This window comes from Methylophaga pinxianii, assembly GCF_020447225.1.
In the GTDB taxonomy this organism is placed as follows: domain Bacteria; phylum Pseudomonadota; class Gammaproteobacteria; order Nitrosococcales; family Methylophagaceae; genus Methylophaga; species Methylophaga pinxianii.
The window spans coordinates 19,868-38,171 of the sequence record NZ_JAJAEO010000176.1; the positions used below are offsets into that span (position 1 = coordinate 19,868).

Consider the following 18,304-nt stretch of genomic DNA (forward strand, 5'->3'; position numbering starts at 1 on the left):
TAGGAAAATCTCCTACGCAGTTTAGGCAACCTTTACTGAATTCAAACTTAATTTAAGAAATTAAAGTAGCTTACACAGAAGAAAATCTATAGAGAACGTTGCCAATGGCCCGATTTACCACCGGCTTTTTCCTGCAGACAAACATCGCTCATAACCATGCCACGATCCACCGCTTTGCACATATCGTAAATGGTCAGTAACGTCACTTGAACTGCAGTGAGTGCTTCCATTTCAACTCCGGTTTGCCCTGCGGTGGCCACTTCGACCTGACAATTTACTGCGTGATTGGCGGTATCCAGTTCAAATTCAACTGTTACTTTGCTGAGCGCTAATGGATGACAAAGAGGAATCAAGTCGGCGGTACGTTTAGCCGCCATTATGCCGGCAATGCGAGCAATCCCCAGTACATCGCCTTTTTTATGATTGCCCTGCTCAATCAACTTCAAGGTTTCCGGCAACATAATAATTCGACCACTGGCAATCGCCTTACGCTGGGTCACCGCTTTATTACCCACGTCAACCATGTGTGCTTCGCCGGCCTGGTTAAAATGCGTCAACTCTGCCATTTTGGGTGTTATCCTTATACTTTGAATTAGGAAACGATCAACCAGATGTCTATTCAAGTCAAATTTTTTGCCAGTCTCAGAGAAACTCTGGGACAGAGTGAGACCACAGTAGAAGACGCTGTCACTGTGGCTGAGGTTTGGGACATGGCAACCCAGTCGGCAACCCCACCAAACAATCTGCTGGTAGCTGTCAATCTTGATTACGCTACCTTGCAGAGTCCAGTGAAAGAAGGTGATGAAGTCGCCTTTTTTCCACCGGTCACCGGAGGATAAATACAAATGGCTACGCATATTCTTGACGAGGATTTTCAACCCTATCAGTGGCTCAGTGAGTTTGCCCAGCAAATGCCAGCTGGCAGAGATGGTGCCTCGGCCAGCTTTATCGGAACCATGCGTGACTATAATGAAGATGCTACGGTCAGAAGCATGACTCTGGAGCATTATCCCGCCATGACCTTGCGCTACCTTGAAAAATTAGCAACACAAGCTAAAACAGACTGGCCGCTGAATGATTGCCTGATAGTGCATCGTGTGGGTAAGATTTTTCCCGGTGAAGCAATTGTGTTAATCGGCTGCTGGTCGGCTCACCGCCGGGCCGCTCTTGATGCATGCAACTGGCTAATTGAAGAGCTCAAATACAAAGCCCCTTTCTGGAAAAAGGAAAGCTCCGGCCAGGGAGAACGCTGGGTAGTTTCAAACACTGATGGTTTATAAATCAGTCGTTAGTCTTGCCGAAAATAGTCATCGTTTAGTGGAGCTTCTGTTGCAGTGAATATCCAGATAAATTTTCTATGGAAAATCAATTTAAACGATGAAAGCGTCAGCATTGAACCGTTATTATTTGAATTACTTGTGGCTATTGAATCATTAGGTTCATTGCAACAAGCTGCGCTTCAATGCAAAACCTCCTATCGGCATGCCTGGGGTCTGATGGAAAAATGGCAAAATCTGCTCGGCTCCCCCCTGTTAAGTAAGCAACGTGGCCGGGGTGCTCAATTGACTCCCCTCGGTGAAAAGCTGGTTCAAGCCCATCAGCAATTACATGCCCGTTATGCTCCCCAATTAGCCAATCATGCAACCGATCTGACTCATGAACTTACCCAGCTCAGACAACACGACAATAATCAGCTGAAATTCTTTACCAGTCATGGTCTGGCTGTCAGTGCGCTTCGAGATAATCTGAACCGTCTTCAAGAGTTGCCGGTGGAATTGCACTTCCATGGCAGTTTGCAAAGCCTGCGGGCATTACATGCTAATGAATGTGATATAGCAGGCTTTCACTTGCCGGAGGGGGAAGTCGGACAACAACTCGCTATCGCGTATCAAAGTTATTTGAATCCACACCAGCATCGTCTGATTTACCTCGTGCGCCGGCTACAGGGCCTGATGGTGGCCAAAGGTAACCCGTTATCGATTCATTCTTTATCCGACCTTGTTTCGTCTGGTTGTCGTTTTATCAATCGGCAAAATCAATCTGCTACACGGGTGTTGCTGGATAAGTTACTTGAACATCATCAGATCGACAGCAACCAGATCACCGGTTTTGATCAAGTGGAATACACCCATATGGCGGTGGCCGCAATGGTCGCCAGTAATGCCTTTGATTGTGGTTTTGGTCTGGCCGCTGCAGCGAGGAAGTTTGGCTTGGACTTTATTCCTCTGCAATGGGAGCACTATTGTTTAGCGGTAAATAGTGAAAAATATTTTGAACCCAATATGCAGACCCTGTTGGAGTGTTTGAAAAGTCCTGCTTATCTTGAAGAGCTTGCAGGCTTGGAGGGATATGAAATGGATCGCTGCGGTGAGGCGGTCGATTTCGAGAGTATTTTTTTCAAGAAATGAAATGACCTGCTTCAAAGGGCACTCAAAGTATCATTGAGGTAATCTGATTCTCCTGATGCCACAAACAGTGATTGTATCTTAGCCAATATTGCGCAATCTTTCCTGAGCGCCTGAATAACATTCAAAAAAGCATATCGTGAAAACATCAGCATAAAAGCGGGAAATATATCCCTTGCGGTCGATCCGCCATCCATGAGCACATAGTGAACAAATAGGATATTTTATTCATATTTTGATTCATGAATTCCCTGTGATATTGTCCGGTTAAGTGGTTACAAAACCATCTAATATGAAAGCTTATGCATATAAGCGAGAGAGAATTTTATGAAGATGACAAAACATAGCGATTGGCGAATGGATGATGTCAGAGCAATTATCCAGGAACTCAAACATAAGCCAGGTGCGTTACTTCCTGTCTTGCATGCCATACAAGATTATATCGGCTATCTACCTGATTCTATCGTGCCCGTCGTGGCGAAAGAAATGTTGCTTACCCGGGCAGAAGTCCATGGAGTGATTAGTTTCTATCATCATTTCCGTTCTCACAAGACCGGTCGTCATGTTGTCGAAATCTGTCGTGCAGAAGCTTGCCAGTCAGTCGGCGCCCGAGCCCTTGAAAAGCATGCTAAAGCCACATTAGGTATCGACTTCGAGCAAACTACCTCTTGTGGCAGCGTCACTCTTGAACCAGTTTATTGTTTAGGGAACTGTGCCACCGGACCATCAGTCAGAATAGATGACAGCATCTACGGCCGAGTCAGTGAAGATCGATTTGATGAATTAATGGCTGACTGCCGAGATACGATGCAGGAGGCAGGTTAATGACGACCCGAATTTTTGTACCACGTGATACAACAGCGATTTCATTGGGTGCCGATCTGATTGCCACGTTGATCCAGGCAGAAGCGGCCAGCAGAGGTCTGGATATAGAGATCGTGCGTAATGGCACTCGCGGTCTGTTTTGGCTCGAACCCTTAATCGAAGTGGAAACCAGCGAGGGGCGGATTGGTTTTGGCCCCGTCACAGAATCAGACGTCTCTGCTTTATTTAATGAACACTTTTATCACGGCAATCAAACCCACCCTAGCTGCCTTGGTTTGGTGGAAGAAATTCCTTATTTGAAAAAACAACAACGTCTCACCTTTGCCCGCTCGGGTATTACAGATCCTGTTTCATTGGCCGACTATAAGGCTCATGATGGCTACAAAGGTCTGGAAAATGCATTAAACCTTTCTGGGCAGCAAATCGTTGATGAAGTGAAGACTTCAGGTTTGCGTGGTCGTGGGGGTGCTGCATTTCCAACTGGTATCAAATGGCAGACAGTACTTGATGCCAGCGGTGAACAAAAATACATTGTTTGTAACGCTGACGAAGGTGACTCAGGCACATTTGCTGATCGATTGGTCATGGAATGTGACCCGTTTATGCTGATTGAAGGAATGACTATCGCTGGCCTAGCCGTCAATGCCAATCAGGGCTATATCTACTTGCGTTCTGAATATCCCATTGCTTTTGACATCATGAATCAAGCTATTGCCTCGGCATACGAAAATGGCTATCTGGGCAAAGACATTCTGGGAAGCGGGCGTCAATTTGATTTAGAAGTGCGTTTGGGCGCCGGAGCATATATCTGCGGTGAGGAAACCTCGCTGCTGGACAGTCTGGAAGGGAAACGTGGCCTGGTCCGTGCCAAACCGCCCTTACCTGCCATCGTGGGTTTATTTGGTAAGCCTACCGTGGTTAATAATGTACTTTCTCTCGCAGCCATACCTTACATCCTCCATCATGGTGGAGAGGCTTATGCAGAATATGGTATTGGCCGCTCCAGAGGTACCATGCCTATTCAACTTGCTGGCAACGTGAAATATGGTGGCCTGGTCGAACTGGCTTTTGGTATTCCTCTCAACGAACTAATGAATGATTTTGGTGGTGGTACGCGTAGCGGCAGACCATTAAAAGCCGTTCAGGTGGGAGGCCCATTAGGCGCCTACTTGCCTGAAAGCCAATGGGATACATTGATTGATTACGAAGGTTTCTCAGCTGAGAAAGCGGTATTGGGCCATGGTGGTGTTGTGATGTTTGACGACACGGTCGACATGGGTGAGCAGGCCCGGTTTGCCATGGAGTTCTGTACTTTTGAATCCTGCGGTAAATGTACCCCATGTCGTATCGGCTCGACCCGCGGCGTTGAAGTGATCGACCGAATCCGTGCTGGTGAAAACCAGGATAAAAACTGGGAATTACTGGAAGATTTATGCGACACGATGGTTGATGGATCGCTATGTGCAATGGGCGGGATGACACCATTCCCCGTTCAGAGTGTAATGAAATTTTTCCCCGACGAACTGCGCAGCGCGCGTCAGGAGTGAAGACATGAAAGTTGAACGTTTTAATCCCAATAAAGATTATGGTACCCCTGCTCGGTTATCCGAGAAATTGGTAGCGTTAGAAATTGATGGTGTGGAAATCACCGTTCCGGAAGGCACTTCAGTAATGCGAGCCGCATCACTTCTGGATATCAATATTCCTAAGCTTTGTGCCACAGATAACCTGGAATCCTTTGGTTCTTGCCGTCTCTGTGCGGTGCAGATAGAAGGACGACGCGGCTATCCAGCCTCATGTACTACTGTCGTTGAAGCGGGCATGAAGGTCACCACCCAGAATAAAAAGCTGGCTGACCTGCGACGCAACATCATGGAATTGTATATTTCTGACCATCCGCTTGATTGCTTGACCTGTCCTGCCAATGGCAACTGTGAACTACAGGACATGGCTGGCGCAGTGGGACTGCGCGATGTACGTTATGGTTATGCCGGTGAAAATCACCTTGATGCCGTCACCGATCATTCCAATCCCTACTTTGATTTCGATCCCAGCAAATGTATTGTTTGTTCACGTTGCGTACGTGCCTGTGAAGAAGTCCAGGGTACTTTTGCATTAACCATACAAGGTCGTGGTTTTGAATCCAAAGTCTCACCCAGTCAGAATCAGGACTTCATGGATTCTGAATGTGTATCCTGTGGTGCCTGTGTCCAGGCCTGCCCAACTTCGACCTTGATGGAAAAAAGCATTGTCGAATGGGGCCAACCGGAACACAGTGTGGTGACCACATGTGCCTATTGCGGGGTGGGATGTTCATTTAAAGCTGAAATGAAAGGCGATCAGGTTATTCGCATGGTGCCTTATAAAGGTGGCGATGCCAATCATGGTCATTCCTGTGTGAAAGGGCGTTTTGCCTTTGGTTATGCCACACACAAAGATCGCATTAAAGCACCGATGATTCGTGAATCAATCACGGATGCCTGGCAGGAAGTCAGCTGGGAAGAAGCCATTCAGTTTGCTGCCGATAAACTGAAAGGAATTCAGCAAAAATATGGCCGCAACAGCATTGGCGGAATTACCTCTTCACGTTGTACCAATGAAGAAACCTATCTGGTTCAGAAACTGGTTCGTGCCGCATTTGGTAACAACAATACCGACACCTGTGCACGTGTCTGTCATTCCCCTACAGGTTATGGCCTGAAGATGACAATGGGTGAATCAGCAGGTACACAGACCTTTGATTCGGTGATGAAAGCCGATGTGATTTTAGTGATTGGTGCCAATCCAACCGATGCCCATCCGGTATTTGGTTCATTAATGCGTCGTCGTTTACGGGAAGGTGCCAAACTGATCGTTGCCGATCCAAGACATATTGATCTGCTGGCAACACCGCATCTCAAGTCAGCACAGCATTTACCCTTGAAACCTGGCACCAACGTGGCACTGATCAATTCGCTGGCACATGTTGTAGTCACAGAAGGACTGGAAGACATGGCGTTTGTCGAAAAACGCTGTGATATGGAAAGCTACAACAAGTGGCGCGAATTTATTAAAGATCCTCGTCATTCTCCTGAAGCATTGGAAGAAATCACCGGTGTCTCGGCAGAAGCTATTCGTCAAGCCGCCAGAACCTATGCCAATGCACCCAACGGTGCCATCTATTACGGTCTGGGTGTTACCGAACACAGCCAAGGTTCCACCATGGTTATGGGGATTGCCAACTTAGCCATGGCGACCGGTAATATTGGTCGGGAGGGCGTAGGGGTAAACCCGTTACGTGGTCAGAATAACGTGCAGGGTTCATGTGATATGGGCTCTTTCCCGCATGAACTGCCAGGCTATCAACACGTTTCAGATAATGTGTCTCGTGGCCGGTTTGAACAGGTATGGGGTGTGCAGCTGGATAATGAACCGGGTCTGCGCATTCCAAATATGTTTGATTCCGCCATTTCTGGCGAATTCAAAGGTTTGTATGTGCAGGGTGAAGATATTGCTCAGTCTGATCCGGGTACGCAACACGTTGAAAGTGCCCTGCGTTCACTGGAATGTCTGATTGTGCAGGATCTTTTCCTCAATGAAACCGCAAAATTTGCGCATGTTTTATTGCCTGGCTCTTCTTTCCTGGAGAAAGATGGCACTTTCACCAACGCAGAGCGTCGGATCAATCGCGTTCGCAAAGTGATGCCCGCCTTGGCAGGTAAGGAAGACTGGGAAGTCACTATGGATCTGGCCAATGCGATGGGTTACCCAATGCATTACAACCATCCCTCAGAAATTATGGATGAAATTGCGCAATTAACACCAACCTTTACCGGAGTCAGCTTCAAACGCATTGATGAGTTGGGTAGTATCCAATGGCCATGTAATGATGATTATCCAATTGGTACACCAACCATGCATGTTGACGATTTCCCAATCGGTAAAGGTCGCTTCAGTGTGACCGAGTTCGTGGCAACTGATGAACGGACTACCAGCCGTTTCCCATTATTACTGACCACTGGTCGTATTCTGTCTCAATATAATGTTGGTGCGCAAACACGTCGTACTCAAAACCAGGTCTGGCACGATGAGGATCGTTTGGATCTTCACCCGCATGATGCTGAAGTTCGTGGCATCAAGGAAAATGACTGGGTAGGTATTACCAGCCGTGCCGGTCAGACAGTCTTACGGGCCCGCATTACGGATAAGGTACTGCCCGGTGTGGTTTACACCACTTTCCATCATCCGGGTAGTGGTGCAAACGTGATTACCACAGATAATTCGGATTGGGCGACTAACTGTCCTGAATATAAAGTGACAGCGGTGCAGGTGGAACGAGTTTCACAACCATCTGAGTGGCAGCAGAACTTTCAGAGTTTTGACGCACTTCAACTGAAACTGCTGAATGCGGGTCAGGAAAATTCTGTTGGGAATGCCTAATGTTTGAATCGCAAGCTACCACACAGAAATGTACTGTTGAAAAATATGACAGTCATACTCGACAAACCACCTTGTCTCAGGATGAGGTGGCAGTCGAGGTGCCGGTGGCGTTGCGTTATAACTGCTTGTCACATGCCGTGATGATGGCTACTCCGATTGATCTGGAAGACTTTGCTATCGGCTTTAGTCTGACAGAAGAAATCGTCAGTAAACGGGAAAACATTTATTCAGTCCATGCTACGCCAGGTCCTGAAGGGGTCACCATTCGGATGCAAATTGCCGACGAAGATTTTGAAGAACTGAAATCCAAACGGCGCAACATGATCGGGCGAACGGGATGTGGGCTGTGTGGAACAGAAACCCTTAAGCAAGCTATCCGTCCTATTCCCGCTGTTCAAGCTCCCTCTGTTGGCCATCAGGCCATCGAACAAGCACTTGAAGCGATTCGCGAGAAACAGGCAATCAATCATTTAACCGGTGCAACCCATGCTGCTGCCTGGTGTTCACTTGAAGGTGACATACAACTGGTCCGCGAAGATGTGGGTCGGCACAACGCATTGGATAAACTAATCGGTGCTCTCACTACACAAAAAGCTGACCCAAAAACTGGTTTTGTGCTGGTAACCAGCCGAGCCAGTTACGAAATGGTTCAGAAAACCTGCATGGCTGGTATCGGCTGTCTGGTGGCCATTTCAGCTCCTACCAGTTTAGCAATAGAGCAGGCAAAACAGGCCGGGCTGTTATTAGTTGGTTTTGCTCGTTCAAACAAGCATGTTATCTATAACGACCCTTTCGCTTCTGACCCCCTTAGCCACGCGATTTAAGAGAAGTAACACATGAGTGAACACAATAATCAAACCGCTACCCTGATCAAAATGGTCAATCAAATAGCGGCTAACCTGAGTGCTTATGCGCCCGCTGAAGCTTCCGAACGGATTGCTCAACATCTCACACGTTTTTGGACACCCAAAATGCGCCAGGATCTGATCGCTGCGGCGACAACTGAACGAGATATTTCGCCATTGGCACGTAACGCGATTAATCTGCTTCAAAACAACCAGAACATTCAACAAACCGCTTAATTCAAATAATAATAACTGTTAGTCAACCCGCTGACTAACGGCTAAATCATGTGTAAGAAGGATAAAACAACATGCTGGCCCACCTTCATAAACGTCATATCGTTGCCAAACCCGGGTTTAATCGTTGGTGGATAGCCCCGGCTTCAGTTTTTATTCATCTTTGTATCGGTTCAGTCTACGCATGGAGCATGTTCAATCCCCCTTTGGTTAAGCAGTTGGGTGTGGTGGCCAGTGCCGCTGATGATTGGCAATTTTCTTCAGTTGTGTGGATTTTCTCCACCGCCATTGTATTTCTCGGTCTTGCCGCTGCAATTGGTGGTAAATGGCTGGAAGAAGTGGGTCCCAGGGCCACAGGTTTTCTTGCCGCCTGTCTTTGGGGTGGTGGTTTTATTATCAGCAGCCTGGGGCTTTATTTCCATGAGTTATGGTTGATTTATCTCGGATATGGTGTCATTGGTGGCTGCGGTCTTGGTCTGGCCTATGTCACGCCGGTCAGTACCTTGATTCGATGGTTCCCTGATCGACGAGGCATGGCGACGGGTATTGCCATTATGGGCTTTGGTGGTGGTGCCATAATCGGTGCGCCATTAAAAGGCTACCTTTTATCACTTTTTTATGAAGCGCCGACTTATCTGGGAAAAGCCACTGACCTTGCGTTAATTACTGAAAATGGCCGACGTTTTGTCGAAATGGCCGGGAATAAAGTAGAAGTGGTGGTCGCTACCGCCAAAGATATGGCAGCAATGCCGACTGTAGGGCCCGAAGGTGTTTATGTTGTTGGCTCTGGAAGCACGGGCGCAACCTCCGTATTTTTGACGCTCGGCATCGTATATTTTGTGGTGATGGTTATTGCTGCCTTCAGTTTCCGCGTCCCGCCAGCTGACTGGAAACCAGAAGGTTGGGAGCCTGACAAATCGAAAAAAACGGCTCGTTCACTGATCTCTGAAAATCATGTACATATCGATCAGGCATTAAAAACACCTCAGTTCTACCAGTTATGGTTAATGCTTTGCTTCAATGTCACGGCAGGTATCGGTGTGATTGGTGTAGCAAAAACCATGGTGAGCGATATCTTCGGCCCGAGTTTGCCGGGGATCGTAGATGCCAGTTTCGCTGCGACTTACGTATTGATGATTAGTGTTTTCAATATGGGAGGACGTTTTTTCTGGTCTTCAATGTCAGATTATATTGGTCGCAAAACCACTTACAATATTTTCTTTATGCTCGGCGCCTTGTTGTATATTTCCATCCCGATAATCGCGATGCAGGCCAGCGTGAATCCGGCCATTATGTGGTTAGTGATGTTCTATGGCGTTACCATGCTGATTTTCACCATGTATGGCGGTGGTTTTGCCACGATTCCTGCCTATCTGGCCGATATTTTTGGCACATTGCATGTCGGTGGTATTCATGGTCGTCTGCTGACAGCCTGGAGTGCTGCCGGTATTTTAGGGCCGGTATTACTCACGCAATTACGCGAACAATCTATTTACAAAGCCATTCATAACCTCGCAAGCATGGTAGACCCTGAGGTATTCATGAATCGCTTTGGCGCCCCTTTATCTGAGCTGGATACATTGATTCAAACCAGCACAGTTTCCATTACATCGATGATGGAAATTGTTCCTCCCGGTACGATGGATCCTACGCCTAGTCTTTATAACACCACCATGTACATGATGGCTGGCTTATTGATTGTGGCCTTAATCAGTAACTGGCTGATGCGTCCGGTGCACCCCAAACACCACGTGGAAAACAGCCACCCTGATTTTTTGTCTGATAAAAAATAGCCTTTAGCTCATCAAGCTTTATCGTAAAAAACGAATTGATGAATACGTTGCTTTGAGTTACGTATTCATCTTTTGCGTAAAAGGATATGTGTTTTCTTTCTCGGCTTATTTATCATTTATACCTTGATTTTTAGCACGTTATCAGTCTTCAACGGCTTCACTAAACAGTAGTGATTAGTTTTGATAATTACACTTGGCTAACGTAATATTTAACAGAATATATCGGTCCTCTGGGGTAATGTGAAATATGTCGCGCTGTTTTCCAAAAGTTTTCATACTGCTCATTCTGATCTCCAGCAATGTGTGGGCAAATGAAATAACTGTGTCGGCGGCCAGCAGCCTGACCAATGCTTTTAGAGATATCGCCGAGCAATATCAAACAGAAAATCCAGCCTCTAAAGTATTTTTGAACTTTGCGGCATCAGGTGTGTTACAACAGCAAATCGCTCATGGCGCACCCGTTGATATTTTCGCCTCAGCAGATGAAAAGACTATGGATCTGCTGGTTCAACAGCAATTCATTCAAAATGATTCACTGCAGCTCTTCGCCAAAAACCAATTGGTCGTCATTACCCCTATTGACTCTAAAATAAGGTTGTCCGATCTGTCCGATCTACAGCAACCAGCTATTAAACGTATTGCCATCAGCAACCCGGACAGTGTGCCCGTGGGCCATTATTCAAAAATTGCCTTGCAGAAAAATCTGTTGTGGGAGGTATTGCAGGAGAAAACCATCCGCACACAAAATGTTCGTCACTCACTCGATTATGTTGCCCGAAAAGAAGTCGATGCAGGTTTTGTCTATCGTACGGACGCTATGCTCACTCCAGACCAGGTTCAGATCGCCCTTACTGTCGATATGCAGGAGAATGTCCATTATCCAATCGCGATAACCCGTAATGGGACAAATAAAATTGAAGCAGCAAACTTTATCCGCTACGTATTATCGGCTGCTGGACAGAAAATCCTCGCTCAGTACGGATTTAACGCACCTTGAGCAGCAATAGATGATGTTGTCACTCGACCCGGTATGGCCGGCTTTTTTTCTGTCAATGAAAGTGGCCGGCTGGGCTACTTTTTTCACCCTGATTCTGGGCGTCAGTGTGGGGTATTTTCTGGCTAGAGTGAATTTTAGAGGCCGTGATCTGGTAGACAGCTTTTTAACTTTACCAATGGTTCTTCCTCCCACGGTTTTGGGTTATTACCTGCTGGTTCTGCTGGGTCGTGAAGGAGCTATTGGCTTCTGGCTGCAAGGCTATGGAATTTCATTAATATTTACCTGGCAAGGTGCCGTTATCGCTGCCACCATTGTTTCGTTTCCACTGGTGTTCAAACCTGCCAGAGCAGCGTTTGAAAGCGTCGATGGACAATTAGAACAAGCTGCTCGCGTATTGGGCTTATCTGAAATAAGCCTGTTTTTCCGGGTAACCCTACCACTGGCCTGGCGCGGTATTATGGCTGGCCTGTTGCTCGCTTTTGCACGAGCAATGGGTGAGTTCGGCGCAACCCTGATGATTGCCGGTAGCATTCCCGGCAAAACTCAAACTCTCTCCATTGCGATTTATGAAGCAGTGCAGGCTGGTCAGGATGATTTGGCCACACTATTTGTGCTGATTACCTCTTTCATTTGTATCGTCGTTTTATTATCAGCCAGCTACCTCGCTCCGGGTCGCATTGCTTATCGAGGCTGAACCCACAATGTATCTTGATGTAGACATACAAAAAACCTTTAGCTCGGCCAATCGTCATTTTGAATTAAATGTACGGTTTCAATCCGATAGCCAGCGAATCGTTATCTTTGGCCCTTCGGGTTCTGGTAAAAGTCTCACGTTGAAAGCAATTGCCGGTTTGATAAAAATTGATCAAGGACATATCCGTCTGGACTCCAGAGTCTTGACCGACAGAAATAAAAAAATCTCTCTCACCCCACAACAACGCAATTTAGCGTACTTGTTTCAGGACTACGCACTTTTTCCACACCTGACGGTAAGACAAAATATCAGCTTCGGTTTAACTAAAGGCTGGTTAAATCCTGCCCCAAAAAAACCATTTGCAGCAGTGAATTACTGGCTTGAAGCATTTGAGCTGGAAACATTAGCAGATCAACTTCCTGATCAGCTTTCCGGCGGTCAACGTCAGCGGACAGCCTTGGCTCGTGCATTGGTAGCTAAACCCCAGGCATTATTACTGGATGAACCTTTTACTGCGCTCGACGCCGATTTACGCCATGTAATGCGCAAGGAGCTGGATCAATTACAACAGCAATTGCAGGTTCCCATAATCATGATTACTCATGATCCGGAAGATGTCGCGATATTTGGTCAGCATGTCCTGACAATTAAAAACGGCCGTATTATCAGCGATGATGTTGGATAAATTGCCTAGTGAACAGATCAAGCAGGTAACTTTACAAGCGAAATAATTACAGTGATGATTTCTAGCATCGTTTTTTGAAAACAAAACGAATAACGCGACAAAAGCTGCTCAACACAGCTAAAGCATTGAGGTACCGGTCATGATTAGTGGAATTTATGCCGCCCTGGCAGCATTATTGATTGTGGGATTAGCGCGAAACGTCATACGTTTGCGTCGGCAATATAAAGTCGCGCTGGGCGATGGTGGCAATGGCGATTTACTGGCAGCGATTCGGGCCCATGCCAATGCGGTGGAGTACCTGCCAATTGGTTTGCTGCTGTTATTGATATTCGAACTCAATCAAGGCCCTATCTGGTTGCTCCACCTACTGGGCAGCATGTTTATTATCGGCAGATTGATTCACGCCTACGGAGTCAGCAAAGCTATTATCAGTCGTCGAATCATAGGCATGCAAATGACATTGTGGTTACTGATCATTATGGCGGTTTTGAATCTGTTTGCTTTTGCCGGATTTCAGTTAGCCAGCTGAATCAGTTTCATTATCTAATCCCAACTCAGACCACAAGGCATCAACCCGAGCGACAATTGCCGGGTCTTTCTCGATCGGTCTGCCCCATTCACGGTTGGTTTCACCAGGCAATTTATTGGTGGCATCCATTCCCATCTTGGAGCCCAACCCCGAAACTGGTGAGGCAAAATCCAGATAATCTATCGGCGTATTCTCGACCAAAACAGTATCGCGCGCCGGGTCCATTCTTGTAGTAATCGCCCATATCACATCCTGCCAATCGCGGACGTTCACATCATCATCAACGACGATGACGAATTTTGTATACATAAACTGTCGTAAAAACGACCACACCCCCATCATCACCCGTTTGGCATGACCGGCATATTGTTTTTTCATGCTGACCACTGCCATCCGATATGAGCAGCCTTCAGGTGGCAGATAAAAATCGACAATCTCCGGAAACTGCTTCTGCAATATCGGCACAAATACTTCATTAAGTGCCACACCCAAAATGGCCGGCTCATCCGGTGGACGACCAGTGTAGGTGCTGTGATAAATCGGATTTTTACGCTGGGTTATGCGTTCAATGGTAAACACCGGAAAGCTATCCACTTCATTGTAATACCCTGTGTGATCACCATATGGTCCTTCCGGTGCCATATCATCGGGGTAGATAAAACCTTCCAACACAATCTCCGCCTGAGCAGGCACCTGCAAATCACTGCCGATACATTTGACCAGCTCAGTTTTACTGCCACGTAGCAGACCCGCAAAGGCATATTCGGAAAGCGTGTCGGGAACAGGCGTCACCGCACCTAGAATAGTCGCCGGATCACACCCCAGCACTACAGCAATCGGAAACGGTTCGCCAGGATGGGTTTGCTGCCATTCCTTAAAATCCAGCGCCCCGCCGCGATGTGATAACCAGCGCATAATCACCCGGTTTTTACCGATCACCTGCTGACGATAAATTCCTAAATTCTGCCGGGTTTTGTGCGGACCTTTAGTGACCACCAAACCCCAGGTAATTAATGGTGCAGCATCTTCCGGCCAGCAGAGTTGAATCGGATACTCAGCCAAATCAATTGCATCGCCTTCAATTATTTGCTCCTGACAAGGTGCTTTTTTCACCACCTTCGGGCCCATATTCAACACCTGACGAAAGATCGGCAACTTATCCCAGGCATCTTTCATACCCTTAGGCGGTTCCGGCTCTTTCAGAAATGCCAGCAACTTACCGACTTCACGTAACGCCTCAACCGAATCCTCCCCCATGCCCAATGCAACACGTTTAGGTGTACCAAACAAATTGGCCAATACCGGAATCTTGCTGCCCTTGGGATTCTCAAACAGAATCGCCGGACCACCAGCACGCAATACCCGATCACAAATCTCCGTCATTTCCAGATGGGGATCTACCTCAGTGGTAATGCGTTTTAACTCGCCCTGTTTTTCCAGGTTGGTGATGAAGTCTCTTAGGTCGGTGTATTTCATGGATTGTTGTTTGTTTTTACCAGGATGGTGTAGCTTACCAGCTTCAGACATGATTTGGCTTAGCAGCAATCTCTATTGAATTATTTTTAATTCGCCATTGAGAGACTGAAAATTTCGACTATTAAAGCAATATTTTTCTATAGTTTTCTGCCCTTCCCCCCATGATCATAGTGAGCACACAACAAGCATCCGATCATCGTTAAATTCCATAAAACTTGATTTTTAATTGCGAACTAAAGCCCGCTGTTCATTTTTTGCGTGGCCAAAAAACGAACCAAAAAAGGCCAGCCCATACTCGCCCTGCGGGTTCCCCTGCGCTTCTCATGCTGATCCGAGAAGCTATGCGATGCTCGGCTTCGTATAAGGGCAATCAAGGGATAAATTTTCAGGTCGGAGCTGAATTCCCCTTTTGTGTTGACGAGTAGCGGCTTTTTGTCAGGATTAGAGACTTACCTGTTTGAGCGAAGCGAGTTTGGTGAGTCTCCCTGACAAAAAACGCAACGCAGTGGAGCCGCAGGCCAACACAAGGGGTGCCTTGGGGTTGTTAGGGGAATGGGCACGCATTCCCCTGACTCGACATTAAGTCGAAACTGAAAAGTGTACTAATTGTTGGGCTTCGCAAGCTCTACCCAATCTACCCTGGATATAAGCCTGCTTCCGCCACTACTCATCTAATCAATTCAAGGCTTAAGCCGCATTCAATGCCTTGCTAGGCGTAATCTTAATCGCAACAAACTTGGATGTTGGAGTAAAGGTATGGTCACCATAACTATCCAGCGGTACTAATGGATTGGTTTCCGGATAATAGGCCGCCGCCTGACCTTGTGGCACATCAAAACTCAAAATGGTGAAATCGCTGACGCGACGCTCTTTGCCGTCATCCCACAAGGAATAAATATCCACTTTTTGGCCATGTTCCAGTCCCAGACGTTGAATATCTGCTTTGTTGACAAAGATCACATCACGCATGCCATATACCCCACGATAACGATCATTCATGCTGTAAATGGTCGTGTTGTACTGATCATGTGAACGCATGGTCTGCAGAATCAAATCTGGTTTTTCACCGGTATCTGAAATCTGTTGGTGAATCAGCGATTCTGGCAGAGCATTCGCCATAAAACGTGCTTTGCCCGTGGTCGTTTGCCATTGACGTTCAGCGGCTGGGTTACCCAGATAGAAGCCGCCTGGTTTGGCAATACGCTCATTAAAGTTTTTAAATCCTGGAATCACGTCATCGATCAGATCACGAATCCGATCATAATCTTCAACCAACCATTTCCAGTCCACCGGATGTTTGCCTAAAGTCGCTTCGGCAATACCTGCAATGATCGCCGACTCTGATTTCATTAATGGGGAAAAAGGTTTCAATTGACCATAAGAAATATGCACCATGCTGAAGGTGTCTTCTACGGTAATACCCTGTTTACCACTCATCTGATAATCAATTTCCGTCCGTCCCAGACAAGGCAGCATCAAAGCATCCTTACCGGTGACTAAATGGCTTCTGTTTAATTTAGTGGAAATCTGGACTGTCAGGTCACAATTTTTCATCGCGGCGTGCGTACGTGGAGTATCTGGCGCGGCTTGCACAAAGTTACCACCCAGTCCAAAGAAGACCTTGATATCCCCTTGTTCCATTGCGGCAATGGCTTTGACCGTCGTATGACCATGCTCACGAGGCATTTTAATTTTGAAGCGGTTTTCCAGTGCATCGAGTAACCACTCAGGTGGCTGTTCATCAATGCCCATGGTGCGATCGCCCTGCACATTACTGTGACCACGGACAGGTGACAGACCCGCACCAGGTTTGCCCACGTTGCCTCGTAATAACTGCAGACTGACAATTTCATGAATGGTGGATACCGAATGCACGTGCTGGGTGATCCCCATGGCCCAACACATGATGACCCGATTGGCTTTGCGATACATATTGGCAGCCATTTCAATCTCTGCCAGACTCAGGCCTGATTGGGCTTCAATATGCTGCCAGCTGGTATTGTCCAGCTCAGCCAGGTACTCATCTACGCCACTGGTGTGCTCGGCGATAAACTCGCGATCAAAGACGGCAGCACCATCATTGGCCAGCGCTTGTTTTTCCCATTCCCAAAGGAATTTAGCCATACCACGAATAGCCGCCATATCACCGCCGAGTGCCGGTCTGAAATAGGCCGTATTGGTGGGCTCTGAATCGTTTTTAAGCATTTCAAATGGATTTTGCGGATGCTGAAAGCGTTCCAGACCACGTTCTTTTAACGGGTTAAAACAAATAACCTGTGCGCCACGTTTTACCGCTTCACGTAAAGGTTCCAGCATACGGGGATGGTTTGTCCCGGGGTTTTGTCCGATAACAAAAATGGCATCTGCATGTTCAAAGTCTTCAAACTCAACAGTGCCTTTACCGACACCTAAAGTTTCAGACATGGCGATACCGCTGGCTTCGTGGCACATGTTTGAACAATCAGGGAAATTGTTGGTACCCAGAGTACGAACAAACAGTTGATATAAAAATGCGGCTTCATTACTGGCACGACCCGAAGTGTAAAACTCGGCCTGGTGTGGTGAATCCATGTTTTTTAGATGCTGGGCGACCAGTTCAAAGGCCTGTGGCCAAGTGGTTGGTTCATAGTGGTCTGTTTCTGCGTTGTAACGCATGGGATGGGTAATACGACCTTGTGATTCCAGCCAATGGTCGTTTTGTTGCAGCAATTCAGTAACGGTGTGTTTAGCAAAAAAAGCCGGATCGACTCGACGACTGGTGGCTTCCCAGTTAACAGCTTTAGCGCCATTCTCGCAAAATTTAATCATGCCTTTTTCAGGCGTTTCACCCCAGGCACATCCGGGACAGTCCAGTCCGTGATCCTGATTGGTTTTCAGCATCGCACGAATGTTGTGCATGGCATTTTTACTGCCTAGCCAATTTTTGGTCACGCTGACTAAAGCGCCCCAACCTGCTGCTGGACCATTGTAGGGTTTATAATGACTCAAAGTTTTTCTCCGAGAAAAATGTATAGTTCGCCGCGAACCAATCAAATGCTAAAACCACATTTCTTCTGGCACGCCACTGAGTTTTTTCGCTGATTATTGTATTTGTGAGATCAGATTAGGCCGAATAATGCCATTGGGTATTGCTAAATATGCAATATTTAACATATTTCTGATCATTGCGATTTAGTTAAATTATAATAACTAAAGCCGCTATATATCAATAATGACTCTTTGATCAGGAAATAATTCCTCACTGGTTTATGAGCGCTTAAATTATGCAAAATAAAACATATATAGTGCTGGACGAGTGTTCACGCCACTTTGTTGTCACTGTTACTCTGGACTCTCCCATTAGACCAACACAGCAGTTGAATTTTGACTCAATAGGCTGCTGCATTTTTGCGCAATTTTTTC

General features: G+C 46.8%; 16 protein-coding genes. 13 read left to right on the forward strand and 3 right to left on the reverse strand.

Going from position 1 to position 18,304, the window contains the following annotated elements; genetic code table 11:
• Window positions 1-86 precede the first annotated feature (86 nt).
• On the reverse strand, window positions 87-566 hold the full coding sequence (moaC, locus tag LGT40_RS10010; RefSeq protein ID WP_226071758.1) for a cyclic pyranopterin monophosphate synthase MoaC: 480 nt from the start codon (window positions 564-566) through the stop codon (window positions 87-89).
• Between the two features lie 45 nt (window positions 567-611).
• Between moaC and LGT40_RS10015 the strand changes: the two genes are divergently transcribed.
• From LGT40_RS10015 to LGT40_RS10075, 13 genes are all read left to right on the forward strand, one after another.
• Window positions 612-839 (forward strand): MoaD/ThiS family protein, encoded by a 228-nt coding sequence (locus LGT40_RS10015; protein ID WP_226071754.1) that lies wholly within the window; start codon window positions 612-614, stop codon window positions 837-839.
• A gap of 6 nt (window positions 840-845) precedes the next feature.
• Complete coding sequence (locus LGT40_RS10020) at window positions 846-1,280, forward strand: molybdenum cofactor biosynthesis protein MoaE (RefSeq protein ID WP_226071752.1); 435 nt, start codon at window positions 846-848, stop codon at window positions 1,278-1,280.
• A gap of 54 nt (window positions 1,281-1,334) precedes the next feature.
• Window positions 1,335-2,408 carry a substrate-binding domain-containing protein gene (locus LGT40_RS16375; protein WP_226071750.1) on the forward strand — a complete coding sequence of 358 codons (1,074 nt, stop codon included), beginning with the start codon at window positions 1,335-1,337 and terminating at the stop codon, window positions 2,406-2,408.
• Between the two features lie 324 nt (window positions 2,409-2,732).
• Window positions 2,733-3,230 (forward strand): formate dehydrogenase subunit gamma, encoded by a 498-nt coding sequence (locus LGT40_RS10030; protein WP_226071742.1) that lies wholly within the window; start codon window positions 2,733-2,735, stop codon window positions 3,228-3,230.
• The gene (locus LGT40_RS10035) at window positions 3,230-4,777 is read left to right on the forward strand and encodes a formate dehydrogenase beta subunit (protein WP_226071740.1); all 1,548 of its coding nucleotides are present in this window, start codon (window positions 3,230-3,232) and stop codon (window positions 4,775-4,777) included. The genes LGT40_RS10030 and LGT40_RS10035 overlap by 1 nt, the downstream gene beginning before the upstream one ends.
• A gap of 4 nt (window positions 4,778-4,781) precedes the next feature.
• On the forward strand, window positions 4,782-7,649 hold the full coding sequence (gene fdhF, locus LGT40_RS10040) for a formate dehydrogenase subunit alpha (RefSeq protein ID WP_226071738.1): 2,868 nt from the start codon (window positions 4,782-4,784) through the stop codon (window positions 7,647-7,649).
• Entirely contained in the window at window positions 7,649-8,473 is an 825-nt protein-coding gene (gene fdhD / locus LGT40_RS10045) for a formate dehydrogenase accessory sulfurtransferase FdhD (protein WP_226071737.1), read from the forward strand. The genes fdhF and fdhD overlap by 1 nt, the downstream gene beginning before the upstream one ends.
• 12 nt (window positions 8,474-8,485) lie before the next feature.
• Entirely contained in the window at window positions 8,486-8,731 is a 246-nt protein-coding gene (locus LGT40_RS10050; RefSeq protein ID WP_226071736.1) for a formate dehydrogenase subunit delta, read from the forward strand.
• A 71-nt stretch (window positions 8,732-8,802) separates the two neighbouring features.
• A complete protein-coding gene (locus LGT40_RS10055; RefSeq protein ID WP_226071735.1) occupies window positions 8,803-10,521 on the forward strand; it encodes an OFA family MFS transporter in 1,719 nt (572 codons plus the stop codon).
• Window positions 10,522-10,843: 322 nt separating this feature from the next.
• A complete protein-coding gene (gene modA, locus LGT40_RS10060; RefSeq protein ID WP_247363610.1) occupies window positions 10,844-11,518 on the forward strand; it encodes a molybdate ABC transporter substrate-binding protein in 675 nt (224 codons plus the stop codon).
• 10 nt (window positions 11,519-11,528) lie between these two features.
• A complete protein-coding gene (gene modB / locus LGT40_RS10065) occupies window positions 11,529-12,212 on the forward strand; it encodes a molybdate ABC transporter permease subunit (protein WP_226071733.1) in 684 nt (227 codons plus the stop codon).
• Window positions 12,213-12,219: 7 nt separating this feature from the next.
• On the forward strand, window positions 12,220-12,897 hold the full coding sequence (locus LGT40_RS10070; protein ID WP_226071732.1) for a sulfate/molybdate ABC transporter ATP-binding protein: 678 nt from the start codon (window positions 12,220-12,222) through the stop codon (window positions 12,895-12,897).
• 139 nt (window positions 12,898-13,036) lie between these two features.
• The gene (locus LGT40_RS10075; RefSeq protein ID WP_226071730.1) at window positions 13,037-13,426 is read left to right on the forward strand and encodes an MAPEG family protein; all 390 of its coding nucleotides are present in this window, start codon (window positions 13,037-13,039) and stop codon (window positions 13,424-13,426) included.
• Here the strand turns inward: LGT40_RS10075 and ubiD are convergent.
• Together ubiD and LGT40_RS10085 are read right to left on the reverse strand one after the other, a co-directional pair.
• Window positions 13,415-14,902: a 4-hydroxy-3-polyprenylbenzoate decarboxylase gene (gene ubiD, locus LGT40_RS10080; protein WP_226071837.1), complete on the reverse strand. Its 1,488-nt coding sequence runs from the start codon at window positions 14,900-14,902 to the stop codon at window positions 13,415-13,417. The two genes, LGT40_RS10075 and ubiD, sit on opposite strands and share 12 nt — an antisense overlap.
• 687 nt (window positions 14,903-15,589) lie before the next feature.
• Complete coding sequence (locus tag LGT40_RS10085; protein ID WP_226071729.1) at window positions 15,590-17,890, reverse strand: FdhF/YdeP family oxidoreductase; 2,301 nt, start codon at window positions 17,888-17,890, stop codon at window positions 15,590-15,592.
• Window positions 17,891-18,304 lie beyond the last annotated feature (414 nt).